We start from the raw sequence: 23016 nt of genomic DNA, 5'->3' as shown, positions 1-23016 counted from the left end.
ACCGGGCAGGCTAGTTTGACTGGGTCTGCTTCTGCTTTTGCAGCTGATCCAGGGTCTGTTGTTCCTGCGGGCTCAGACCAAGCTGTTCACAGGCTTGTTCGAAGCTGATCCCCAGGTGGCACATCATGATGTCGATGGCGGGCAGGTAGTTGGTCATTGCGTCTTCCATGGTGATCTTCCAGAGCTGTCTCTTATGCCCGAGCCGCGAGCAGGGGGCAATTAGACTTTAGGTGTAGGGTGCCATCTGCTTCACCCCCCTGCCACTGGGCGGGGGAATTTGCTACTCTTGCGGGCACTAAAGAGGTTGCCGTGTGACCGCGAGCAATCGGTGAGGAGCAGGGCATGTTATTGAGTTTCTTGATCATCGCATCTGGCTGGTGGCACATCCGCGCGGCTTATGGCTCAGACTCCCGTCAGTTCTACATCAGCAAACCCCTGACCATGCTGTTCATCATCGCCCTGGCCTTTGGCTACCAGAGCGATGACCACAACGGTTCCCACGCCTGGATCCTGCTCGGCCTCTGCCTGTCGCTGGCCGGTGACGTGCTGCTGATGCTGCCACGGGATCGCTTCATCCAGGGACTGGCGGCATTTTTTGTCGCGCACCTCTGCTACATAGTCGGCTTCGCCCAGGGCCCCCTTGTGCTCAAGCTGGTGGATGGCCTGCTGCTGTTGCTGGTGGCTGGCATGGTGTTCGGCCTGCTGTGGGGCAAGCTCGGGGAGATGAAGATCCCCGTCTTCTGCTACATGCTGGTGATCATCGGCATGGCCTGGGTTGCCGCCGGCGCCTGGCACGCCTCTCTTACCGCCGGTTCTGCTGCGGCCCTGGTGGGGGCGCTGATGTTCCTCTTCTCCGACAGCATGCTGGCGCTGGACCGCTTCCGCCGCCCCTTCCCCCATGCCACGGCCTGGATCATGAGCAGCTACTTCGCCGCCCAGTTCCTGATCGCCGCCTCCCTGGCAGGCTGAGCGCCTCGGGGCCCTGTGCAGAGGGGGAACGGGGCACGCACTCCCATACAAAAAAACGGGCCATGGGGCCCGTTTTGTCATGCCGGTGTCACGCCTCCAGCGGTTCGGCATCCGCGGCCCTGGGGGCCGGCTGCCTGAGCAGCAGCATCAGGGCGCTGGCGATGAGCAGGAAGATGCCCATCACGTAGAACACCTGGTTGTAGGCCATGATGGCGGCCTCCCGGTTGATGGTATTGGACAGCATGGCTCTGGCCTGCTGCTGGGCGAGTGCGGGATCCGAGCCCTGGGCCATCATGGTCTGGGCCAGCTGCAGCAGGTAGGCCTGCCCCGCTATGCTGGTGGCGGCCAGGGTGCTGCCTATCTGGCTGGCGTGGATGCGGGTGTCGTTGTCGATCAGGGTGGCTATGATTGCGATGCCGAAGGCTCCCCCGAGGTTGCGCAGCACGTTGAGCAGGGTGGAGGAGGAGGGGATCTCCTCCGGGGTCAGACTGGCGGTCGCCACCAGGGAGAGGGGCACCATGATGAAGGGCTGGCCCAGGGCCCGCACTATCAGCGACTGGATCAGCTGGGGGCCGGCGTAGTCGGCGCTCATGTTGACGTTCATGAAGCAGCTGATGGCGAACACCAGGAAGCCGAAGCTCACCAGGTAGCGCGGATCTATCCGGGTGACCAGCCTGGGTACCAGGGGCAGCACCAGCAGCTGTGGCAGGCCCATCCACATCAGCACTTCCCCTATCTCCAGGGCGTTGTAGTTGTGGATCTGCGCCATATAGAGCGGCAGCACATAGATGGAGCCCATCAACGCCATGCCGAGCACCAGGTAGGCGAAGCAGGCCAGGGCGAAGCGCGGGCTGTGCAGCAGCCGCAGATTGACCAGGGGATGGCGGCGCAGCAGCTGGCTGATGACGAAGAACACCAGGGCCACCACCGAGATGACGGTGAGCCGCACTATGAAGCTGGAGCCGAACCAGTCTTCCCGATTGCCCTCCTCCAGCACCACCTCCAGCAGACCCAGCCCCATCGCCATGGTGACTATGCCGATGAGATCCACCCGCTTGATCACCTCCCAGTCCACCGGCTTCCTGTCCAGTCCGTGGGCCAGCATGGCCATCACCAGCAGGCCGGGGGGCACGTTCAGGTAGAAGATGTAGTGCCAGGAGAGCTGCTCCGTCAGCCAGCCCCCCAGCGTCGGGCCTATGGCGGGGGCGAAGGTGGCGCACAGGCCGAACAGCGCCATGCCGGTGGCCCGCTTGTGCAGCGGCAGCAGGCTGACAATGAGGGAGAAGGCCATGGGGATCAGCGCCCCGCCGGTGAAGCCCTGCAGCGCCCGGAAGACGATCATGCTGGTGAGGTTCCAGCTGAACGAGCAGAGCACGGAGGCGACGATGAAGGCTCCCGTGGTCCACAGCAGGTAGCGGCGCACGCTCAGCCCCCGGCTCAGCCAGCCGCTCAGGGGGATGGCGATCATCTCCGCCACCAGGTAGGAGGTGGAGATCCAGGAGCTCTCGCTCAGGGTGGCCGAGAGGGCGCCCTGAATGTCCTTCAGGGAGGCGTTGGTGATCTGGATGTCGAGTATGGCCATGAAGGCGCCGATGAGGCCCCCCATGACCGCGATCCAGTTGCGACGTGGAATGGGTTCCATCAGTTGGCGGCGACCACGGGATCAGGGGTGCGGGTGTCCACTATCACCTCGCTGGAGAGACCAGGACGAAGCTTGCCCGCCAGTGCGCCCGGCTCTGGGATGCGGATCTTGACCGGCACCCGCTGCACTATCTTGGTGAAGTTGCCGGTGGCGTTCTCCGGTGGCAGCAGGGCGAACTTGGCGCCGGTGGCGGGGGCCAGGCTGTCGATGATCCCCTCGACCGGCTGATCCGGATAGGCATCCAGGATCACCTCCACGCGCTGACCCGGTTGCATGTGCTGCAACTGGGTCTCCTTGAAGTTCGCCTCGACCCACACCTGTTGCAGCGGCACCAGGCTGGCCACCTGCATGCCGGACTGCACATAGAGCCCTTCCCGCAGGCTGCGCTTGCCTATGATGCCGTCCGCCGGGGCCCGCAGCTCGGTGTAGCCGAGTTCCAGCCTGGCCTGTTCGAGCTGGGCTTCACTCAGTGCCAGTCTGGCCTGGTTCTGCTTGGCTTCGGCGTCCAGCACCAGCAGGCGCTCGCGAGCGGCCTGCAGGGCGGCTCTGGCCTCCTGCTCCTGGGCCTGATTGACCTGCAGACCGGCGCGCACCTCGTCCAGGCTGTCCTGGGAGCTGTAGTTGCGCTGATTGAGCTGGCTGACCCGGCGCACCTGCTGCTGGGCCCTCACCTGCTCGGCATTGGCCGAGGCGACCCTGGCCTCGGCCTGACGGATCAGGCTCAACTGCTGGGTACGGGTGGCGGCCAGGTTCTCCGCGGTCGCCTGATTGAGGTGCAGATCGGCCTCGGCCTCGAGCACCCGGGTTCTGTACTCCCTGTCGTCCAGTCTGGCGATGAGCTGGCCGGCCTTGACCTCCTGGTTGTCGGTCACCAGCACCTCGCTGATGTAGCCAGGCAGCTTGGAGCCGATGCCGGTCACCTCGCTCTGCAGATAGGCGTTGTCGGTGCTCTCGAAATGGCGGCCGTGCAGATACCAGTAGGCGGCAAACAGCAGGCCGAACAGGGCCAGCAGCAGGGCTGCCAGCAGGGGGATCTTCTTGTGTTGACTCATGATATGGGTTTTTCCTGAACTGTGGCGGGCAGGCTAACATCGTGTAACTGTTTCGATTAGTATCCATTCATGAGATATACAGTTTCACTGGTGAGACAATGGACCTGAACGCAGCCTTGATTCTGGTGCGCATCGTCGACAAGGGCTCCTTCACCGCCGCCGCCCAGGAGCTGGGCATGACCAAGGCGACGGTGAGCCGCCGCATCGCCGAGCTGGAGCAGCACCTCGGCGTGCGGCTGCTCTATCGCTCCACCCGCCAGCTCACCCTGACCGAAGCCGGGGAGCAGTATTACCTGCGCTGCAGCAAGGCGGTGGAGGAGCTGGCCCAGGCCGAGCTGATGCTGAGTGCCAGCCAGCAGGAGGTGACAGGCACCCTCAAGCTGGCGGTCCCCATCGAGACGGGACAGCTGGTGGTGGGCCGGCTGGCGGCCCACTTTCTGCAAGCCTATCCGGGGCTGCGGGTGGATCTGGAGCTGACCAACCGCATAGTGGATCCCATCAGCGAGGGGCTGGATGCCATAGTGCGGATCGGCGACATGAGCGACTCCAACCTGGCGGCACGGCGCCTGTGGAGCACGGGGCGCCTGCTCTGCGCCAGCCCGGATTATCTGGCGCGCAGCCCGGCCATCACCCGGCCCGAGGATCTGGTGCGCCATGAACGGGTCGCGGTGAGCAGCGGTTTTCTCGCCTCCCACTGGTGTTTCGAACGGGATGGCCGGGAGGTGCTGGTGGATCCGCCGTCCCGCTTCCAGGTCAACAACATCACCTGTGCCAGAGAGGCGGCGAAGGCCGGGCTGGGGCTCGCCTCCCTGCCCGCCATGTTGTGCCATGATGAGCTGGCCGACGGCTCTCTGGTGGCCCTGCTGCCGGACTGGCAGCAGCCCAAGGTGCCCATCTATCTGTTGTTTCCCGAGCGGCGGCTGATGCCGCGCAAGTTGCGGGTGTTTATCGATTTTCTGGTGGCCAACGGCCCGGCTTACGGCATCGACAACCTGCTGTGAGCGGCAAGCGGCCATAGAGAGTGATGGTCCGGTGGCTGGCGCCGTCGGGGCATCGACAAGGGGTTGCGAGGTGAGGATTTATGGAGCAGTGGATTAATTTGTATCGAGCCTCTCATTCGCTGGAGGCGCATGCCTTGAAAGGGGCACTGGAAGTCGAAGGGGTGCGGGTGCGGCTAAGCGGGGAGGGGCTCTCGGGGGCGCTGGGGGAGTTGTCCGTGGATCTGCTGCAGGTCACCCTGATGGTGAGCGAGCAGGATCGTCAGCGGGCAGGCCGGATCATAGAGCGCTACCAGCAGCGCCAGGGCAATGGCTGGCTGTGCGGCCAGTGCGGAGAGGAGAACGGCGCCAACTTCGATATCTGCTGGCGCTGCCATCACGATCCCCAGGATCACTGAGATCTCCCCCTTCTCCCGCCCCTCAGCGCAGGGTGAAGTCGATGTCCTCACCCGCACTGGCATCGTGATAGATCGCCAGATCCAGCTCCTTCTCGCTGCGGGCGATCAGCACTGACACCAGGATGTCGCCGGAGACGTTGACCGTGGTACGGGCCATGTCGAGGATCCTGTCTATTCCGGCGATGAGCGCCACCCCTTCCAGCGGCAATCCCACTGCGGTCAGGGTCAGGGTCAGCAGCATCAGCCCGGTGCCCGGCGTTCCGGCCGTGCCTATGCTGGCCAGGGTGGCGATGCTGATGATGGTCAGGTAATCCACCACGTGCAGATCCACCCCGAATGCCTGGGCCACGAACAGCGCCGTCACCCCCTGATAGAGGGCGGTGCCATCCATGTTGATGGTGGCGCCTATGGGCAGCACCTTGGCGGTGATGGCGGGGGAGACCCCCAGCCTGCGCTCGGCGCAGGCCAGGCTGATGGGCAGGGTGCTGCTGCTTGAGCTGCTGGTGAAGGCCACCGCCTGGGCGTCGACGATGCTCTTGAAGTAGTGCAGCGGATTGAGGCGGGCCAGCAGGATCAGCAGGCTGCTGTAGACCCCGAGCACGTGCAGCAGGCAGCCGAGGTAGACGGCGCCTATCACCTTGAGCAGGGGGAGCAACAGGCTCACCCCGTATTTGCCCGTCATCCAGGCCATCAGGGCGCAGACGCCATAGGGGGCCAGCGCCATCACCATCTGGGTCAGCTTGAACATCCCCTCCGCCAGGGAGGTGAAGAACAGGATGGCGGGGCGGCCGCGCCGGCCGGTGGCGTTGAGGGCCAGGGCGAGGGCCACCGCAAAGACGATCACCTGCAGTATCTTGCCATCCACCATGGCCTGTACCGGGTTGTGGGGCACCAGATGGCTCAGCACGCTGGCCAGGGTCGGCTGCACCATCACCCCGGTCCGTTCGTAGGGCCCCATGTTGGCGCCCATGCCGGGCTCCAGCAGCCAGCCCATCACCAGGCCGATGCAGATGGCGACGGCGGTGGAGCAGAGGTAGAGACCTATGGCCTTGCTGCCGATCCTGTCCAGGGTCTTGCCCTTGAGCAGGGCGGTGAGGCCGGCGATGACGGAGCAGAAGATGAGGGGCACCATCAGCATCTGTATGGTGTTCACGAACAGGACGCCGATGGGCTTGAGCAGCAGTGCCTGCTCGCTGAAGCAGAGCCCCAGACCTATCCCGGTCAGCATGCCGAGCAGTGTCTTCAACCAGAGCGGGCGGCGGGTCCAGATCCGCCAGGGCTTGAAGACCAATCCATGGAACAGCATGACGCCAATGTCCTTATTTTCTGTCTGCGATGGCAAAGGGGGCGCTAGTGTAGCCATCCCCCGATCAGGTTGCCACATTATCGACAAAGCGAGGCTCACGGCCAGCCCGGGGGAGCTAAAAAAGGCGTTTTGTTGGCTTATATCAAGATCGGGGACCTGGGTTCAGGCTCTAATGGACATCTGACATGATGATTAAAGAGGCTTGAGATGTCCCAGTCGATACACGGTCACGAAGTGATGGAGATGATGCTGGAAGAGGGGGGCCATTTTACCCGGGCCAGCCTCAGGGAGGCGATTGAGGCGCGCTTTGGCGCCGACGCCCGCTTCCATACCTGCAGCGCGAGCGAGATGGATGCAGAGGAGCTGATCGACTTGCTGGCCAGACGCGGCAAGTTCATCGAGTCCGAGCAGGGCTTCCAGACCCGGGCCGACAAGATCTGCAACCACGGCTGATCCCGCGGCGAGCGCGCCAGGGCGCTCGCCGAATCCCGCCTCCTTTGTTATATTTCGCCCTCTCCCTCCTCTGTTAAAGGCTTGGCCTGGGCAACGCCCGGAATCTGTATGGATACTTTCTCCGCTGCCGTCATGTTGTTTCTGATCATGGATCCGCTGGGCAACCTGCCGGTCTTCCTCTCCATCCTGCGCCATGTCGATCCCAAGCGGCGGCGCAAGGTGATGATCCGCGAGCTGCTGTTCTCCCTGGCCATCATGCTGGGCTTCCTGTTTGCCGGTCAGCAGATCCTGAGCTTCCTGAACCTGCGCCAGGAGGCGGTCAGCATCGCCGGGGGCATCATCTTGTTCCTCATCGCCATCAAGATGATCTTCCCGAGTCCCGGCGGCGTGACCGGGCTGGCGGCGGGGGAGGAGCCCTTCCTGGTGCCCATGGCCATCCCCATGATAGCGGGCCCCTCCATACTGGCCTCCCTGCTGCTTTTGGCGAACCAGGAGCCGACCCGGATGGCGGACTGGTCCCTGGCCCTGCTGATGGCCTGGGGCGCCAGCGCCGTGATCCTGATGTTCTACGAGCTGTTCAACAAGCTGCTGGGTGAGCGAGGACTCACCGCCGTGGAGCGGCTGATGGGCATGCTGCTGGTGATGATCTCGGTGCAGATGCTGCTGGATGGGGTGCACCACTATCTGGCGGTGACGGGCCAGGGGTAAGAAGAAAGGGGCTGCCAGGCAGCCCCTTTCTTATTGTGCGTCCATGACGGCCAGCGCCTCGTCCTGGCGGGACGGGTCGCCTGGGGTCTCCAGCTTGCCCATGATGAGGGTGAGCAGGGTCTCCCGCAGCCAGCGGTGGCCCGGATCCTCCTCGTGGCGCTGATGCCAGATGAGCAGGTGGGAGATGCTGTCCAGGGCGATGGGCAGCGGCAGCGGCACCAGCGGATAGACCTGGGTGGCGTGGCGGGCATAGAGCCGTGACAGGGTCACTATCATGTCCGAGTGCATGCCCATGCGCAGCGCCGCCTCGAAGGAGGGCACGGTCGCCTCGATACGGCGGTAGAGATCCTGCTCCGCCAGCTTGTGATCCAGCATCCAGCGATCCCGTCCCTCGCAATAGGTCTGCACATGGGGATAGGCCAGGTAGCGGGGGAGATCCCACTCGGGTTCGCGCAGGGCCGGGTGATCCCGCTGCACCAGGCAGGTGAGGTCATCGATGGCGAGCAGTCGCTGGCAGATGGCGTTGGGCAGGGTATCCAGCCTGAAATCCGAGTTGATGCAGTTCTCCCGCACCGTGAAGGCGATGTCCACCTGACCCTGGCTCATCTCGGTCAGGCTGTGCTCTGTCCACTCCTCGTAACGCAGCCGGATCCCCGGTGCCTGGCGCTTGAGCTCGCTCAGGTAGAGCGGCGCGAACAGGGTGAAGGCGCTGTCCATGCTGGCGATGACGAACTCCCGCTCTGTGCTGGCGGGATCGAAGGCGGGGGGCTGGATCAGGTTGTCCAGGGAGAGCAGTATGGGTTGCAACTGCTGCTGCAGATCGAGGGCGCGCGGGGTGGGATCCAGCCCGTAGGCGGAGCGGACGAACAGGGGATCGTCGAAGGTTTCCCGTAGGCGACCCAGGGCCTTGCTGACGGCAGACTGGCTCAGATGCAGACGGCGGGCGGCCCGGCTGCCATTGCGCTCTTCCAGCAAGACTTGCAGGATAATCAACAAATTAAGATCTATGCGCCCGAGCTGTTCCAGCAACATGATATGAATCCTCTTCAATTCTTAGATGAATTTATACCATTTGTTTTCATATCTTGGCGACCCTATGCTCGACCTGTCTCTCGCCTTCATGGCGACTGGTACAGGATGTAGCGGTTGAGGGGACAAGTAGCACCGACTCATACGGCGGCAAAGGGTCGCCGTATCTTTTTATGTTTTTTGACGATTTTCCTGCCAACTTGCGCCTGCCTTGATTTTGCCCAACAATCGTTGCGCCTTCTTTTGATACAAACAACGGGTATCTATCTGTCAGGAGTCGCCCTATGGGACTTGGTGGAATTCATATCTGGCATCTGTTGATCCTGCTGGTGGTCGTCGTCGTGGTGTTTGGCAGCAAACGCCTGGCCGGCGCCGGTGAGGATCTGGGCACCGCCATCAGGGATTTTCGTAAAGCCTTGCGTGACGATGAAGTACATCCGAAATGAGTAGGAGTGGAAGTATGTCTGTAGACGAAAAAGTGGAATTGAATGAAACCTGCGACAGCTGCGGCTGTTTCGCCGAGATCGGCACCATCATAGGTGAAGGGGACGATGTGATGGAGCTGGTGATCGAGGCTGCGGCAGAAGCCGACGCTCGCGCCAAGCTCGCAGCCTATGAGGCGCTGGCCAAGCAGGTGACTGCCGAGGCCGTGATCGACAGCGAACTGACCCAGGGCGCCGACGGCGTGATCCTGAAGGCCCGCCTGCAATTCACCTGCACCGCCGAGAAGCTGATTTTCGAGATGCGTGCCCGCTCTATCTGAGCCCCCGATGAGACGGCAGGCTTGCCTGCCGTATTGCCCCTCCGGCGGCCATACCCGTTGTATAGTGAGTTATCCTGCGGACTATCCCGTGCCAGTCCGGCACCTGTGGCTCCGTGGCAGGAGAGTGCCATGATGCAGTGATGGCACCCCGTCATGAGTCCCGTGTGTCGGGCCTTGTCCTGCCGAGAATCTCAAGGCGCGAGTCGACCAACAGAAGGTGGCTACCTCATGATGCGATGGATTTGGGCCCTGCTGGTCCTCTGTTCTCTCCCCCTGCTGGCGGCGGATCCCGGTTCCCCGCCTGGCGATGCCCCTTCGCGTGCCGCGGACGTCAAGCCCAAGCTCCTGCCCCAACCAGGGGATCTCGAACACATACTGCAACAGAAGGAGCTCAGGGCCCTGGTGGTCTACGAACGGGGCTTCTTCTTCTTCGACAAGGGGGCCCAGTACGGCATCCTGGTCAATCAGCTGCAAGGCTTCGAGCGCTGGCTTAACCAGACCTATCTCCCCAAGGAGAAGCTCAAGCTCAAGATCATCTATATCCCGGTGCGTCAGGACAAGCTGCTGGACTATCTCGCCGAGGGGCGGGGGGATCTGGTGGCGGCCAACCTGACGGTGACGCCGACCCGGCGCGAGCAGGTTACCTTCTCCCAGCCGCTCATCTCGCCCATCGAGGAGTGGGTGGTGAGCCAGCGGGAGCTGACGGGTTTCAACCGCATCACCCAGCTCTCCGGCCGGCGGATCTGGGTGCGGGCCAGCTCCAGCTATTACGAGAGCCTGCACCAGCTCAACTGGCTGTTCCGCGAGCTGGGGCTGCCCCCTGTCTACATAGAGACAGTGCCCGAGTACCTGCAGGACGGGGATCTGCTGGAGATGGTGGCGGCCGGCATCATACCGCTGACCGTCACCGACAGCTTCAAGGGGCGGATCTGGCTCGACATGATAGGGGGCCTCAAGGCCCACAAGCTGATCCCGCTGCGGGACAAGGGGCGCAGCGCCTGGGCACTGCGCAACAACAGCCCCGAGCTGCTCAAGGCGGTGAACGCCTATATCTCCGAGTCGAGCAAACGCACCCTCTACAGCGACATGACACTGCGTCGCCTGCTGGCCCAGAGTGACAAGATGAGCAACATACTGGCGCCGGATCCCCTGGGGCGGCTGTCGACCATCCGCAAGGTACTGGAAACCCAGGCCGAGAAATATGATCTCGACTGGCTGATGCTGGCGGCGCTGGCCTACAAGGAGTCGGGACTCAATCCCAATGTCCGCTCCAACCGCGGGGCCGTCGGCATCATGCAACTGCTGCCGAGCACGGGGGGCGAGGTGGGGATCCGCGGCGCCAGGCTCACCAGCCTGGAGGGCAGTGTGGAGGCGGCCTGCCGTTACATGCGGCTCATTCTCGATACCTACTTCAACGATCCCGGGATGGACAGGGTCAATCGTCACCTGTTCGCCCTGGCGGCCTACAACGCGGGCCCGAACCGGGTGCAGGCGCTGCAGGCCAAGGCCAGGGAGAGGGGGCTGGATCCGAACGTCTGGTTTGGCAACGTGGAGCAGCTGGTGGCCAACGAGGTCGGCCAGGGCCCCATCAACTACGTCGGCACCATCTACAAATACTACGTGGCCTACCGCTTCAGCCTGCCCCAGCTTGAGGGCAAGACAGAGGCCATGGAGGCGGCGCAGCCCTGAGTGCTCAGTGCCGGTCGGGCAGGCCATCCTCTGGGGTAAAGGGGAAGGCTTCCCAGCCCTGATCCCTGTGCTGCTGATACCAGGGGGTCAGCAGTCTGGCGGGAGTGGGGGCCGGCGGACTGGCCTGGGGTCTCTGGCTGAGACAGGGGTGGTCGCGCACTTCCATCATCGGCTCCTTGACACGTCGCAATCGGGGCTGTTGTCTGGGTTATGCCACCGTCTCATGACAAGGAGATGACCTTGATCCCCGCCGACTTTGCCCTGCTCGACGATCCCGGTGCCGCCCTCAAGGCCCGCTGCCAGCTGATCCGCGGCGCCCGCAGCCGGATCCAGGCCCAGTATTACAGCTGGGAGGAGGACAGCAGCGGCAAGCTGCTGCTGTCCGAATTGCTCCATGCGGCGCGGCGCGGGGTCCGGGTCCAGCTGCTCATCGACGATCTCTATGCCGGCGACAACCGATTCCTGGAGGTGGTGGCGGCAGAGCCCGGCATCGAGGTACGGCTGTTCAACCCCTTCTGGCTCAGGGGCTGGCGTCCTCTGACCCTGCTGCTGGAAGGCCTGCTCAGCTTTCGCCGCATCAACCACCGCATGCACAACAAGCTGCTGCTGGTGGATGGCCACGAGGCGGTGATCGGGGGTCGCAACATCGGCGATCCTTACTTCGGGCTGGGTGCGCCCCCTCACTTCGTCGATCTGGATCTGATCTGCCGGGGCCCCCTCTGCCGCCAGGCCGAGCAGGGCTTCGAACTGTTCTGGCGCAGCCGCTGGAGCCACCCCATCCGGCGTCTGCTGCGGCGCCCCCTGCTGCCCGCCGAGATCCGCGCGGTGAGCGACTTCCTGCTGACCCTGACCGACCCGGCAGTGGCCATGGTCTACGATCTGCCCGCCAGCCTGTTTGATGAAACACCTCTCCCCCTGCGTTGGCATTCTGGGGTCGGAGAGTGCTGGTTTGACAGGCCCGGCAAGGGGCTTATCTCCCGACCGACCACTGCGCCCCGGCTGGGACGCAAGCTGGCGGGCAACCGGGGGGCGCTGCGGTTGGTGAGTCCTTACCTGATCCTGACCCGAAGCCTGCGCCGCCATCTCAAGCGGCAGCGCCAGGCGGGGGTCGGTATCGAGATCCTGACCAACTCCCTGGCCAGCACAGATGTGCCCCTGGTGTATGGCGCCTATCTGCGCCACCGCCCCTGGCTGGAGCGGCAGGGCATAGTGCTGGCCGAACTGTCGGATGAGGCGCACAGCCTGCACGCCAAGCTTATCCTGATGGGGGAGGAGGAGGCGCTGCTCGGCAGCTTCAATCTGGATCCCCGCTCCCTGATGCTCAACACCGAGCTGATGCTGCATCTGAGCTGTCCGGCGCTCTGTGCCGAGCTGCGGCACTGGCTCTGCGGCTGGCAACGGGCGGCGGTCTATCCTGTGGTTGCGCCCTCGACGCTGCGGCGTCTGCTGGCGCGACTGAGCGACTGGCTGCCGCTGCGCCCCTGGCTGTGAGTGGAGCACGGCTTGTGCGAGATCTCGCAAAGCCTTGTGCGCCTTAGAGGATAACGTTTGCCATCCAAAGCCGGATTGAGATTTTATCGTATTGTTTTTAATCACTTTATGTCGACAGGCGCAGCCTGATACAGCACCCTGGCTTGCATACGGGGCCGCATATAACGGTTTTTTATTTTATTTAACTGCGTAGTATTTCGGTTGCAAGGACAAACACGGCGGCTGGTCTGCCGTGTGGGTGAAGGCAGCAAGGGAGTGGGTCGGTCAGCGTGTTCTGGCCGGCAGTGCGGATCGGGAGCGGAAACCCGTGACGCGCATCAGCACCGTTATTGCCGGATCCCAATATGGAACATGCTATTTGCGAGGGGGTGACATGCGAATGTCGCCCCATTTTTTATGCCAGGGGATCGCCAGGCACCCATGAAAAGACCGCCAGCGGGCGGTCTTGGGCAGTGGGGTTGGCGATCGGTCTCTCAGGCGATACCGGCCAGCAGGCGACTCCAGTTGCGCTTGGCAACGAGGAAGCCATCCCGCAGGTTGCGATACTCCAGCTGCAGCTTGAGCCTGTCGTAGCGCGCCAGCGCCTTGCGCTTGCGCTGCTCCAGCAACTGCTTGCGGCTGGCGTAGTAGTGCTGGATCTGCAGGCTCAGCTTGTCGTACTCCTCCTGCAGCAGCGCCTGCCACAGCTCCCTGTCATCCTGCTTGTGCAGTCTGGCCTGGGCTCGCTTGAGCTGCATCTCCAGCCTGGCCTGCTCGATCCGCTCCTCAGGACAGGATCTGAGATCCCGGGCCAGCCCGCACCAGGCGGCGGTGCGGATCAGCCACTTGGTGGGATCGAACTGCCACCAGCGGATGCCGTTGCGGTAGTCGTTCTCGAACAGGTGGTGGAAGTTGTGATACCCCTCGCCGAAGGTGAAGAAGGCCAGGATGCCGTTGTCCCGGGCGCTGTTGCGATCGGTGAAGGGCTGGCTGCCCCAGATATGGGCAAGGGAGTTGATGAAGAAGGTGGTGTGATGGGTCATCACCATGCGCAGCACCCCGGCGAGCAGCAGCATGCCGAGCAGATCCCCATGGATCAGACCGAGCAGCAGCGGGATGCCGATGTTGGTGGCCAGGGTCAATGCCAGATAGTGCCTGTGCTGGAAGGCGACGATGGCATTGTTCTGCAGATCCCGCACATTGCTGTAGTCGTGGTAGATCTCGCGCTGGTATTCCCGCAGCATCCAGCCGATGTGGGAGTACCAGAAGCCGCGGCCCGCGCTGTAGGGATCCTTCTGATTGTCATCCACGTGGCGGTGGTGGCGGCGGTGATCGGACGACCAGTGCAGGGCCGAGTTCTGCAGGGCGAGGGCACCGCCTAGGGCGAAGATCCATTGCAGGGCGGGGTGTGCCTTGTAGGCCTTGTGGGACCAGAGTCGGTGATAACCGGCGGTGATGGAGATGCCGCAGTAGCAGAACAGCAGCAGGAAGCAGCCCCACTGCCAGAGGTCATAGCCGTGGGTCAGGCCGTACCAGGGTACCGCAATCAGTGCCGTCAGCCCGGAGAGGGCGAACAGCAGGGTGTTGGTCATGATGATCGGGGGGCGGTCCATTTCACTCGGCTCCATTCAGCGAACAGCTGTCCACTATTCTCCATTGAGCCGGAATGCGGGTCAATGGTAAAAAAGTCGGAGACAAACCTGATCCAGGCCCCGCCTTCGGGTTATCATCTGGCCTCGCTAATCTCAAGGTGACTGTTTTCGTGGGTATTCGCGCGCAACAAAAAGAAAAGACCCGGCGTACGCTGATCGAGGCGGCGTTCAGTCAACTCTGTGCCAACCGCAGCTTCTCCAACCTCAGTCTGCGGGAAGTGGCCAGGGAGGCGGGCATAGCGCCGACCTCCTTCTACCGCCATTTTCGCGACATGGAAGAGCTGGGACTGACCCTGGTGGACGAGGGCGGCCTGACCCTGCGCCAGTTGATGCGCCAGGCGCGCCAGCGCATCGCCGGTGGCGGCAGCGTCATCAGCACCTCGGTGCAGACCTTCATGGAATTCGTCGAAAACAACCCGAACATCTTCCGGCTGCTGCTGCGCGAGCGTTCCGGCACCTCGGCGGCCTTCCGTCAGGCGGTGGCCCGCGAGATCCAGCACTTCATCGCCGAGCTGACCGATTATCTGGAGGCGACCACGCAGGCGCCACGGGAAGAGGCCTACATCCAGGCCGAAGCCATGGTCACCATCGTCTTCAGCGCCGGTGCCGATGCCCTCGACATGACCCCCGAAGAGTGCCGGGCCCTGTCGGAGCGCACCATCAGCCAGCTACGGATGATCGCCATGGGCGCCGAGGTGCAGAACCGCAAGCGCCGCGAATCTCTCTCTTAAGTCAAGGATGGACAGTCCCATGCATGAATCGAACGCGATCCCGAAGAAGCCCCTGTTGCTGGCCCTGCTCATCGGCATCTGCGGTGATGCCTTCCTGTCGGTGTTGACCGAGTCGGTCGTGCCCTTCTCCTTCTTCCCCCTGATCGCCCTGCTGCTGGCGGCCTACCAGCTCTATCAGCACTATCGCCACGAGCCCATAGTCGGCAATACCCCCAGCTGCATCCTGCTCTGCTTCTTCATCGGGGCGTTCGGGCACACGGCCCTGCTCAAGGTGCAGTACCCCGAGCTTGGCAGCAACTTCTTCTCCCTGATCGCCATGCTGCTGCTGCTCGCCGTGCTCTCCATCAAGCTCGGCATCAGCCTGGGGAAAAAAGTGAAGGAGTGACATGTCACTCCTTCAGATTCACTCTGGCGGTCCCGGGTCAATCGGCCCGGGGCGGGTTCTCTCCCCTCTGCCTGGCGTCTATGATGGCCTGCAGCTTGGCGCGGATCTCCATCATGCCGAACACCCCGAAGATCAGCACCTGGGTGAACTCGAGGCGGGTGATGGCAAAGTAGGGCTTGCAGGCGGCCTTGATCATGCTGGCCTGCACCCAGTGCATCAGTATCACTATGACGCCGCAGACCGGCAGAAAACCGTTCAGTTTGCCCGGCAGTGTGCCCAGCAGGGCGAGCACCACGCCGAGCCAGAAGAACAACAGCACGCCCATCGCCAATAGATTAAACACCCGCTTCATCGCTTATCTCCCGTACATAGAGTTGATAGCAGACCCGACCGGCCTGCTTGTCCTTGAGTCGTTGCCCAAGTTGACGGGGAGGGGCATAGCGCCCAGCTCCCGCACCTACCCGGCATTTAAACCGCAGCGTCATCCTTGCTGTCCCGCAGATAGAGCTGGTAGCAGACCTGACCCGCTTGTTTGTCCTTGAGCTGTTGCCAGCTGGCAGGCAGGGGGAGATCGCTCATCTCCTTTTCCCGTTCAAGATAGATGAGGGCGTCCGGTGCCAGCCAGCCACGCTGCTCCAGCAACTCGCACACCTGGGGCAGCAGTTCACGGCGAAACGGCGGATCCAGGAACACCAGATCGAAGGGGGTGGCCGGGCCTTGCAGCCAGCTTACCGCATCGGCCTGGATCACCTGTCCCTGGCTTGAACCCAGGGTGAGCAGGTTTTTCTTGAGCTGATCGGCGGCGCCCTTGTCCATCTCGACCAGGGTCACCTGCTCGGCGTAGCGCGACAGCGCCTCCAGCCCCAGGCCGCCGCTGCCGGCAAACAGATCGAGGCAGCGGGCACCGCGGACATGGGGAGCCAGCCAGTTGAAGATGGTCTCCTTGACGCGATCCGTGGTGGGTCTGAGTCCGTCCACATCCCTGACCGGCAGTTTTCGGCCCTTCCACTGGCCGCTGATGATTCTTACCACGCCCGCTCGCCCCTGGGGGGCTGGGCTCTTGCTCGGGCTGTTACGGCTGGATTTCACTCTGGGCATCGCGTTTCGTCGTCAGAAAATAAAGTGGTAGTATAAGGCGGTTCATTTTTATGCCGACCCGCCGAGGGACGGCTATCTTAGCAGTCAGCCTTTGATGTGAGTATTTTTAGATGGCAAAAGGTTTGTTTTCCTGGCTGGGTTTCGGCCGCAAGAAAGAAGAGGCTGAGGCCGTCCAATCACAGGCCCCTGACGCCACCCCGGCTGTCGCCGAGTCCGAGGCCACCGTTGCCCCCGCTCCCGTCGCTGATGTTTCCCTGACCGAGGCCCCTGCTGTATTGCACGAGGCGCCCCTGGCGACCCCTGATGAAGGCCCCCTGGTGGTGGAGGAACCTGCCTCCGAACTCGAGCCCGTCATCGTCAATGAGGCGCTGATCACCGCCGAGGCAGAGGCCGCCGACGCTGCCCGCGTTGCCGCCGAGGCGCAAGCCGCCGAAGCTGCCCGTGTTGCCGCCGAGGCGCAGGCTGCGGAAGCCGCTCGCGTTGCCGCCGAGGCACAAGCTGCGGAAGCCGCCGAAGCTGCACGCATTGCCGCTGAAGCACAAGCTGCGGAAGCCGCCCGTGTTGCCGTCGAGGCGCAAGCTGCGGAAGCCGCCCGTGTTGCTGCTGAGGCGCAAGCTGCCGAAGCTGCCCGTGTTACCGCCGAGGCGCAGGCTGCCGAAGCTGCCCGTGTTGCCGCCGAGGCGCAGGCCGCCGAAGAAGCCCGTATCGCTGCCGAAGGCCGTGCCGCGGAAGAGGCTCGTATCGCCGCTGAAGCTCAGGCTGCGGAAGAGGCCCGTATGGCTGCAGAAGCCCGCGCCACGGAAGAGGCGCGTATTGCCGCCGAGGCTCAGACTGCGGAAGAGGCCCGTATTGCTGCCGAAGCCCGTGCCGCGGAAGAGGCTCGTATCGCCGATGAAGCTCAGGCTGCGGAAGAGGCCCGTATCGCCAAAGAGGCCCAGCGAGCGGAAGATCTGCGTCTGGTAGCCGAGATGGAAGCTGAAGCCGCCGCACTGGCTGCCCTGCCGCTGGCCGCCAAGGTGGACGACGACACCCAGGAGAAGCCGCAGCGGGAGGGCTTCTTTGCCCGCCTCAAGCGCAGCCTGGTGCGTACCAGGGAGAATATCGGCTCCGGTTTCTTCGGCCTGTTCCGTGGCAAGAAGATCGATGACGAGCTGTTCGAGGAGCTGGAGACCCAGCTGCTGACCGCCGATCTCGGCGTGGATACCACCAGCCGCATCATCGAAGGCCTGGTGCAGCACGCGGATCGCAAGCAGCTCAAGGATGCCGAGGCGCTCTATGGCCTGCTCAAGCAGGACATGGGCGAGATGCTGGCGAAGGTCGAGCAGCCGCTGGTGATCGACACCGGCAAGAAGCCCTATGTGATCCTGATGGTCGGCGTGAACGGCGTCGGCAAGACCACCACCATCGGCAAGCTGGCCAAGCAGTTCCAGGCCGAGGGCAAGAGCGTCATGCTGGCGGCGGGGGATACCTTCCGTGCCGCCGCGGTCGAGCAACTGCAGGTGTGGGGTCAGCGCAACAACATTCCGGTTATTGCCCAGCATACCGGTGCCGACTCCGCCTCCGTCATCTATGACGCCATCGAAGCTGCCCGCTCCCGTGGCGCCGATGTGCTGATCGCCGATACCGCCGGTCGCCTGCAGAACAAGAGCAACCTGATGGAAGAGCTCAAGAAGGTGGTGCGGGTGATGAAGAAGCTGGATGAAGAGGCACCCCACGAGATCATGCTGACCCTGGATGCGGGCACCGGCCAGAACGCCCTGAGCCAGGCCAAGCTGTTCAGCGAGGCAGTGGGCCTGACCGGCATCACCCTCACCAAGCTGGATGGGACCGCCAAGGGCGGCGTCATCTTCGCGGTGGCCGACAAGTTCCAGATCCCGATCCGCTACATCGGGGTGGGCGAGGGGATCGACGATCTGCGTCCCTTCGTCGCCAACGACTTTATCGAGGCGTTGTTCAGTCGCGATGAATGAGTCTGGCCGCGATGCGCCAGCTCAGCCGCGATGAGCAGTGTCCCAGCCCCGACTCCGGTCGGGGCTTGTCACTATCAGGGTATGATCCACCTCGATCCCGGTCGGGGTTTGTCACTGTCAGGGAACCGTTATGATTCGTTTTGACAAGGTCAGCAAGGTATACAGCGGTGGCCATCAGGCGCTGCAGAAAGTCAGCTTCCACCTGCGCAAGGGGGAGATGGCCTTCCTGACCGGCCACTCGGGGGCGGGCAAGAGTACCCTCCTCAAGCTCATCAGCGTGATGGAGCGGCCGACCGATGGTCGCGTCTTCTTCCATGGCGATGACGTCAGCCATATCCAGCGCAACCAGATCCCCTATGTGCGCCGCCAGATCGGGATGATCTTTCAGGATCACCGGCTGCTGATGGACAGAACCGTGTTCGACAACGTGGCCCTGCCCCTGGTGATCGATGGCTACAGCCATGCCGACATCAACAAGCGGGTGGCGGCGGCGCTGGACAAGGTCGGCCTGCTCGGCAAGGAGCGCTACCAGCCGCGCATGCTCTCCGGTGGTGAACAGCAGCGGGTCGGCATCGCCCGGGCCATCGTCAACAAGCCGCCCCTGCTGCTGGCGGATGAGCCGACCGGCAACCTGGATCCCCAGCTCTCCATGGACATCATGCGACTGTTCGAGGAGTTCAACCGCTTCGGGGTCTCGGTGCTGATTGCCACTCACGATCTGGGGCTGATCGCCCGGATGCGCTATCGCACCCTGACCCTGAAGGCAGGGCGCATGTATTCCCAAGAGCAGGAGGAGAGCTGATGGCCATCGTTCGTCATAAACAGCCGCCGCTTCGCCGTCTGATGATGTACGGTGTGGACCACGTGCGTCAGGCCTTTGCCAGCCTGGGGGAGCTGTGGCGCAATCCACTCGCCTCCCTGATGACGCTGGCGGTGCTCGGGGTCAGTCTGGCGCTACCCTCCTGCTTCCACGTGCTGCTGAAAAACGCCGAGGTGGTGGAAGGGAGCTGGCAGACCAGCTCCCAGATCTCCCTCTATCTGCGCAAGGATCTGCCGGAGCAGAGCATCCTCGACATGAAGCAGCGGATCCTGCTCTATCCCGAGGTGGAGTCCGTCACTTATATGAACCGGGACGAGGCGCTCAAGGAGTTCCGCGAGATCTCCGGTTTCGGCGATGCCCTGGATTACCTCGACAGCAACCCGCTGCCGCCTGTGTTGAGCGTGATCCCGGATCCGCGCTGGCAGAACCCGGAAGGGGCCGCCGAGCTGCTCGCCAAGCTGGAGAACGAGCCCGGCATCGAGCAGGGCAAGCTGGATCTGCAGTGGCTGACCCGACTGCAGGGGATCATGAACCTGCTGCGTCACACCATCACCGGCATAGCGGTACTGCTGCTCTCCGCCGTGCTGCTGATCGTCGGCAACACCCTCAGGCTCAATATCCTCAACCAGAGATCCGAGATCGAAGTGCTCAAGCTGGTGGGGGCGACCGATGCCTTCATCCACCGTCCCTTCCTCTATACCGGCATCTGGTTCGGGGTGATCGGCGGCATGCTGGCCTGGTGGCTGACCGAGGTGATGGTGATCTGGAGCGAGGGAGTGGTGAAGGAGCTGGCAGGGCTTTACAACAGCAACTTCCGGCTGGTGGGGATGGGGGCGTTCGACGGCTTCAACCTGATACTGCTCGGCGCGCTGCTGGGGCTGATTGCGTCCTGGTTCTCGGTGCACAGACACATTCGTGACATAGAACCATCCTGATTAATTTATCAGCATTTTAAAGCGCTGGATTTTGCGAACTGGATCAAGTAAAAGAGTGGCCCGTTTCTGGCACGGGTCACTTTCTCAGAGTAATCTGAATGATGCCTGCGCCAAGGATCATATTTGGATCCTGTGAACCTTTTGATTTATAAACAGTCTATCTAGTGCAACAGAATGTATACGGGTGTGGCCCCTCTGCCTTGCTCGTCTGACTTGGCAAGCATGTGAAGGTTGCGAGCTCCGCAACAATGGACTTAGCATGCTACTTTTCAGGGGTCCTTCATTGTGACCCCTTTTTTTTGACCGTTCATTTATGATTCATCCCGTCAGCCTAAGATAGGCCGGGTTCATGCCGGGGCCGATGTTTGACTGATGTTTGATATGGGCCGCAGAATGACCCCCGGTCAGTAGACAGACCCTCTCAGGGTGTTAGACTGATTCGATTGAAAAGTAAGAGGTAGAACATGGGAACTTCATTGCAACGCACTATGGCTCTGATTCCGCAAGGTAGTCTGGAAGGCTATATCCAGGCCGTCAACTCGATCCCCGTGCTGAGCGCGGAGGAAGAGCGTGAACTGGCGATGCGTTTGCAGCAGGGTGGCGATCTCGAGGCTGCCCGTCAGCTGGTCATGTCGCATCTGCGTTTTGTCGTTCACGTGGCCAAGAGCTACTCCGGCTATGGCCTGCCTCAGGCCGATCTGGTGCAGGAAGGCAATATCGGCCTGATGAAAGCCGTCAAGCGCTTCGACCCGAGCGTGGGCGTGCGTCTGGTCTCCTTCGCCGTGCACTGGATCAAGGCCGAGATCCACGAATATGTGCTGCGCAACTGGCGCATGGTCAAGGTGGCCACCACCAAGGCCCAGCGCAAGCTGTTCTTCAACCTGCGCAAGTCCAAGAAGCGTCTGGGCTGGCTGAACCACGAAGAGGTGCAGGCCGTTGCCGCGGATCTCGGGGTCTCTGCCGCCGACGTCACCGAGATGGAAGCGCGCATGAGCAACTACGATCAGGCCTTCGATCTGGTCGGTGACGATGAGGATGAAGGCGGCTTCGCCCCCGTCCATTATCTGGAAGACAAGTCTTCCGATCTGGCCGCCACCATAGAGAACGACAACTGGGACAGCCACGCCACCCGTCGCCTGAGCGCGGCCATGGCCACTCTGGACGAGCGCAGCCAGCACATCATCCGCGCCCGCTGGCTGGATGAGGAGAGCAAGACCACCTTGCAGGAGCTGGCAGACAACTACGGTGTGTCCGCCGAGCGTGTGCGTCAGCTTGAGAAGAACGCGCTCAAGAAGCTGAAGGATGCGATGGCCGCCTGAGGGCATTCACCGAGCCTGCGTCAGCTGAGTCAGCTGAGAAGAACGCACTCAAGAAGCTGAAAGACGCCATGGATGCCTGAGGGCATTCTCTTGTGGAAAACAGGGCCTGATGGCCCTGTTTTTGTTTCACCGGGATCTGGTCGGCCTTGCCTTGGTTACCCTTGTGTATGGTATGTTGCCGCCACTGCCACAGTTAGGGAGAGCAGAAGTGAAACTGTTGAACGACCTGTTTACCAATAACCGCGAGTGGGCGGAACGGATCAAGGCCGAAGATCCCAATTTCTTCGCTACCCTCTCCGCCCAGCAGGCCCCCGAGTACCTCTGGATCGGCTGCTCCGACAGCCGGGTTCCCGCCAACCAGCTGATGGGGCTGCTGCCGGGGGATGTCTTCGTCCACCGCAACGTCGCCAACCTGGTGGTACACACCGATTTCAACTGCCTCTCCGTGCTGCAATACGCGGTGGAGGTGCTCAAGGTGAAGCACATCATCGTCTGCGGCCACTACGGCTGCGGCGGCGTCAAGGCGGCGATGCAGAACCAGGAGCTGGGCCTCATCGACAACTGGCTGCGCAACATCAAGGATGTCTATTTCAAGTACGGCGAAGAGCTCGAAGCCATCGAGGATGAGCACGAGCGCTTCGACTACCTGTGCGAGCTGAACGTGGCCGAACAGGTCGCCAACGTCTGCCACACCACCATCATCCAGAATGCCTGGCGCAAGGGGCAGGAGCTGGCGGTGCACGGCTGGATCTACGGCATCAAGGACGGTCTGCTGCACGATCTCGATCTCTGCATCAGCGGCCCTGACCAGATCCCGGACGTCTACCGCGCCTGGCCGGACATGCGTCCGCCTCACCGTCGTCGCTGAGGAACCCATTGGTGGCACCCGCCCTCTATCTGCAGATCAAACAGCACATCCTGGACGGGATCCGCGAGCGCCACTATCAGGCGGGCGACAGGATCCCGACCGAGGCCGCCCTGTGCGAGCAGTTTGCCGTGAGCCGGATGACGGTCAACAAGGCGCTGCGTGAACTGGTGGCCGAGGGCTGGCTCAATCGCACCGCGGGATCCGGCAGCTTCGTGGCGGACAGGCGTGCCGAGTCGCCGCTGCTGGCCATTCGCAACATCGCCGACGAGATAGCCGAGCGGGGCAGCCAGTACAGCGCCCGGGTTATCCGTCTGCAGCGCCAGGCCGCCGACGAGAAGGTGGCGGTGCGACTGGGTTTGCGGGTCGGGGCGCCCACCTTCCACAGCCTCATCGTCCATCAGGCCGATGGGGAGCCGCTGCAGCTGGAGGAGCGTTTCGTCGATGCCGAGCGCCTGCCTGGCTATGGCGAGCAGGACTTCACGAAGCAGACGCCGAACAGCTACCTGATGGAAGTCTGCCCCCTCTCCGAGATGGAGCACGTGGTGGAGGCGGTGCTGCCGAGCGCAGGCGAAGCGGGCTTGCTGCAGGTGAGGGTCGATACCCCCTGCCTGCTGCTGCATCGCCGCACCTGGTCGGATGGCTTTCTGGTCTCCTATGCCCGCCTGCTCTCGCCAGGCTCCCGCTACAAGCTGAGCTCCAAGACCCGACTGACTTAATTGTATATACATATCTTGTTTTGAAAGCCCACCCCTTGGTGGGCT

26 protein-coding genes are annotated in these 23016 nt (G+C 62.7%); 17 read left to right on the top strand and 9 right to left on the bottom strand.

Going from position 1 to position 23016, the window contains the following annotated elements:
• Nucleotides 1-10: 10 nt before the first annotated feature.
• Nucleotides 11-169: a hypothetical protein gene (locus AAHB08_RS11335; RefSeq protein ID WP_005332188.1), complete on the bottom strand. Its 159-nt coding sequence runs from the start codon at nt 167-169 to the stop codon at nt 11-13.
• A gap of 173 nt (nt 170-342) precedes the next feature.
• On the opposite strand from AAHB08_RS11335, the gene AAHB08_RS11330 reads away from it, so the two are divergent.
• Nucleotides 343-969: a lysoplasmalogenase gene (locus AAHB08_RS11330; protein ID WP_202047793.1), complete on the top strand. Its 627-nt coding sequence runs from the start codon at nt 343-345 to the stop codon at nt 967-969.
• 88 nt (nt 970-1057) lie between these two features.
• Here the strand turns inward: AAHB08_RS11330 and AAHB08_RS11325 are convergent, their stop codons facing one another.
• Together AAHB08_RS11325 and AAHB08_RS11320 are read right to left on the bottom strand one after the other, a co-directional pair.
• On the bottom strand, nt 1058-2611 hold the full coding sequence (locus AAHB08_RS11325; protein ID WP_342058969.1) for a DHA2 family efflux MFS transporter permease subunit: 1554 nt from the start codon (nt 2609-2611) through the stop codon (nt 1058-1060).
• Entirely contained in the window at nt 2611-3663 is a 1053-nt protein-coding gene (locus AAHB08_RS11320) for an HlyD family secretion protein (RefSeq protein ID WP_247627424.1), read from the bottom strand. The genes AAHB08_RS11325 and AAHB08_RS11320 overlap by 1 nt, the downstream gene beginning before the upstream one ends.
• Nucleotides 3664-3761: 98 nt before the next feature.
• On the opposite strand from AAHB08_RS11320, the gene AAHB08_RS11315 reads away from it, so the two are divergent.
• Both AAHB08_RS11315 and AAHB08_RS11310 read left to right on the top strand, forming a co-directional pair.
• A complete protein-coding gene (locus AAHB08_RS11315; protein WP_342058968.1) occupies nt 3762-4664 on the top strand; it encodes a LysR family transcriptional regulator in 903 nt (300 codons plus the stop codon).
• A gap of 80 nt (nt 4665-4744) precedes the next feature.
• Entirely contained in the window at nt 4745-5059 is a 315-nt protein-coding gene (locus AAHB08_RS11310) for a putative signal transducing protein (protein WP_342058967.1), read from the top strand.
• A gap of 22 nt (nt 5060-5081) precedes the next feature.
• Here the strand turns inward: AAHB08_RS11310 and AAHB08_RS11305 are convergent, their stop codons facing one another.
• Nucleotides 5082-6365, bottom strand: a complete 1284-nt coding sequence (locus AAHB08_RS11305; protein WP_162519302.1) for a dicarboxylate/amino acid:cation symporter — start codon at nt 6363-6365, stop codon at nt 5082-5084.
• A gap of 207 nt (nt 6366-6572) precedes the next feature.
• On the opposite strand from AAHB08_RS11305, the gene AAHB08_RS11300 reads away from it, so the two are divergent.
• Together AAHB08_RS11300 and AAHB08_RS11295 are read left to right on the top strand one after the other, a co-directional pair.
• Nucleotides 6573-6818 (top strand): YecH family metal-binding protein, encoded by a 246-nt coding sequence (locus AAHB08_RS11300; RefSeq protein ID WP_342058966.1) that lies wholly within the window; start codon nt 6573-6575, stop codon nt 6816-6818.
• Between the two features lie 108 nt (nt 6819-6926).
• On the top strand, nt 6927-7526 hold the full coding sequence (locus tag AAHB08_RS11295; RefSeq protein WP_139439259.1) for a YhgN family NAAT transporter: 600 nt from the start codon (nt 6927-6929) through the stop codon (nt 7524-7526).
• A 30-nt stretch (nt 7527-7556) separates the two neighbouring features.
• Here AAHB08_RS11295 and AAHB08_RS11290 read toward each other — a convergent pair whose 3' ends face one another.
• A complete protein-coding gene (locus AAHB08_RS11290; RefSeq protein ID WP_139439258.1) occupies nt 7557-8558 on the bottom strand; it encodes a LysR substrate-binding domain-containing protein in 1002 nt (333 codons plus the stop codon).
• Nucleotides 8559-8839: 281 nt separating this feature from the next.
• Between AAHB08_RS11290 and tatA the strand changes: the two genes are divergently transcribed.
• The 3 genes from tatA (at nt 8840) to AAHB08_RS11275 (ending at nt 11007) form a co-directional block, all read left to right on the top strand.
• Nucleotides 8840-9001 (top strand): twin-arginine translocase TatA/TatE family subunit, encoded by a 162-nt coding sequence (gene tatA / locus AAHB08_RS11285; RefSeq protein ID WP_005323446.1) that lies wholly within the window; start codon nt 8840-8842, stop codon nt 8999-9001.
• Between the two features lie 14 nt (nt 9002-9015).
• A complete protein-coding gene (locus AAHB08_RS11280; protein WP_042650556.1) occupies nt 9016-9318 on the top strand; it encodes a YfcZ/YiiS family protein in 303 nt (100 codons plus the stop codon).
• A 228-nt stretch (nt 9319-9546) separates the two neighbouring features.
• Nucleotides 9547-11007 (top strand): transglycosylase SLT domain-containing protein, encoded by a 1461-nt coding sequence (locus AAHB08_RS11275; protein ID WP_202047785.1) that lies wholly within the window; start codon nt 9547-9549, stop codon nt 11005-11007.
• Nucleotides 11008-11011: 4 nt separating this feature from the next.
• Here AAHB08_RS11275 and AAHB08_RS11270 read toward each other — a convergent pair whose 3' ends face one another.
• Nucleotides 11012-11173, bottom strand: coding sequence for a hypothetical protein (locus AAHB08_RS11270; protein WP_342058965.1), 162 nt, complete (start codon nt 11171-11173; stop codon nt 11012-11014).
• Nucleotides 11174-11247: 74 nt separating this feature from the next.
• On the opposite strand from AAHB08_RS11270, the gene AAHB08_RS11265 reads away from it, so the two are divergent.
• Nucleotides 11248-12498: a phospholipase D family protein gene (locus AAHB08_RS11265; protein ID WP_342058978.1), complete on the top strand. Its 1251-nt coding sequence runs from the start codon at nt 11248-11250 to the stop codon at nt 12496-12498.
• A 473-nt stretch (nt 12499-12971) separates the two neighbouring features.
• On the opposite strand, the gene AAHB08_RS11260 is transcribed toward AAHB08_RS11265, so the two are convergent.
• A complete protein-coding gene (locus tag AAHB08_RS11260) occupies nt 12972-14090 on the bottom strand; it encodes a fatty acid desaturase (protein WP_342058964.1) in 1119 nt (372 codons plus the stop codon).
• A 149-nt stretch (nt 14091-14239) separates the two neighbouring features.
• Here AAHB08_RS11260 and fabR point away from each other — a divergent pair, with 149 nt between their 5' ends.
• Both fabR and AAHB08_RS11250 read left to right on the top strand, forming a co-directional pair.
• Complete coding sequence (gene fabR, locus AAHB08_RS11255; protein ID WP_025325415.1) at nt 14240-14860, top strand: HTH-type transcriptional repressor FabR; 621 nt, start codon at nt 14240-14242, stop codon at nt 14858-14860.
• A gap of 19 nt (nt 14861-14879) precedes the next feature.
• Nucleotides 14880-15245 (top strand): YijD family membrane protein, encoded by a 366-nt coding sequence (locus tag AAHB08_RS11250; RefSeq protein ID WP_111910783.1) that lies wholly within the window; start codon nt 14880-14882, stop codon nt 15243-15245.
• 37 nt (nt 15246-15282) lie between these two features.
• Here AAHB08_RS11250 and AAHB08_RS11245 read toward each other — a convergent pair whose 3' ends face one another.
• Nucleotides 15283-15597 (bottom strand): DUF1145 domain-containing protein, encoded by a 315-nt coding sequence (locus tag AAHB08_RS11245; protein WP_202047782.1) that lies wholly within the window; start codon nt 15595-15597, stop codon nt 15283-15285.
• A gap of 116 nt (nt 15598-15713) precedes the next feature.
• Nucleotides 15714-16343: a 16S rRNA (guanine(966)-N(2))-methyltransferase RsmD gene (gene rsmD, locus AAHB08_RS11240; protein ID WP_202047781.1), complete on the bottom strand. Its 630-nt coding sequence runs from the start codon at nt 16341-16343 to the stop codon at nt 15714-15716.
• A gap of 110 nt (nt 16344-16453) precedes the next feature.
• On the opposite strand from rsmD, the gene ftsY reads away from it, so the two are divergent.
• The 6 genes from ftsY to hutC all read left to right on the top strand — a co-directional run bounded on the left by ftsY (nt 16454) and on the right by hutC (nt 22971).
• On the top strand, nt 16454-18313 hold the full coding sequence (gene ftsY / locus AAHB08_RS11235) for a signal recognition particle-docking protein FtsY (protein WP_342058963.1): 1860 nt from the start codon (nt 16454-16456) through the stop codon (nt 18311-18313).
• Nucleotides 18314-18443: 130 nt separating this feature from the next.
• The gene (ftsE, locus tag AAHB08_RS11230) at nt 18444-19115 is read left to right on the top strand and encodes a cell division ATP-binding protein FtsE (protein ID WP_342058962.1); all 672 of its coding nucleotides are present in this window, start codon (nt 18444-18446) and stop codon (nt 19113-19115) included.
• Nucleotides 19115-20068 (top strand): permease-like cell division protein FtsX, encoded by a 954-nt coding sequence (gene ftsX / locus AAHB08_RS11225; protein WP_005323432.1) that lies wholly within the window; start codon nt 19115-19117, stop codon nt 20066-20068. Before ftsE ends, ftsX begins: the two co-directional genes overlap by 1 nt.
• A 464-nt stretch (nt 20069-20532) precedes the next feature.
• Nucleotides 20533-21387, top strand: a complete 855-nt coding sequence (gene rpoH / locus AAHB08_RS11220; RefSeq protein ID WP_025325421.1) for an RNA polymerase sigma factor RpoH — start codon at nt 20533-20535, stop codon at nt 21385-21387.
• A gap of 208 nt (nt 21388-21595) precedes the next feature.
• Nucleotides 21596-22255 (top strand): carbonate dehydratase, encoded by a 660-nt coding sequence (gene can, locus AAHB08_RS11215; protein ID WP_042076162.1) that lies wholly within the window; start codon nt 21596-21598, stop codon nt 22253-22255.
• A gap of 11 nt (nt 22256-22266) precedes the next feature.
• Nucleotides 22267-22971: a histidine utilization repressor gene (gene hutC, locus AAHB08_RS11210; RefSeq protein ID WP_106887812.1), complete on the top strand. Its 705-nt coding sequence runs from the start codon at nt 22267-22269 to the stop codon at nt 22969-22971.
• The last annotated feature ends 45 nt before the right edge of the window (nt 22972-23016 follow it).

This window comes from Aeromonas sp. OTU364, assembly GCF_038440395.1.
GTDB lineage: Bacteria > Pseudomonadota > Gammaproteobacteria > Enterobacterales > Aeromonadaceae > Aeromonas.
Note: the sequence above shows the minus strand (reverse complement) of the source record. Positions and strands in the feature narration are given on the sequence as shown.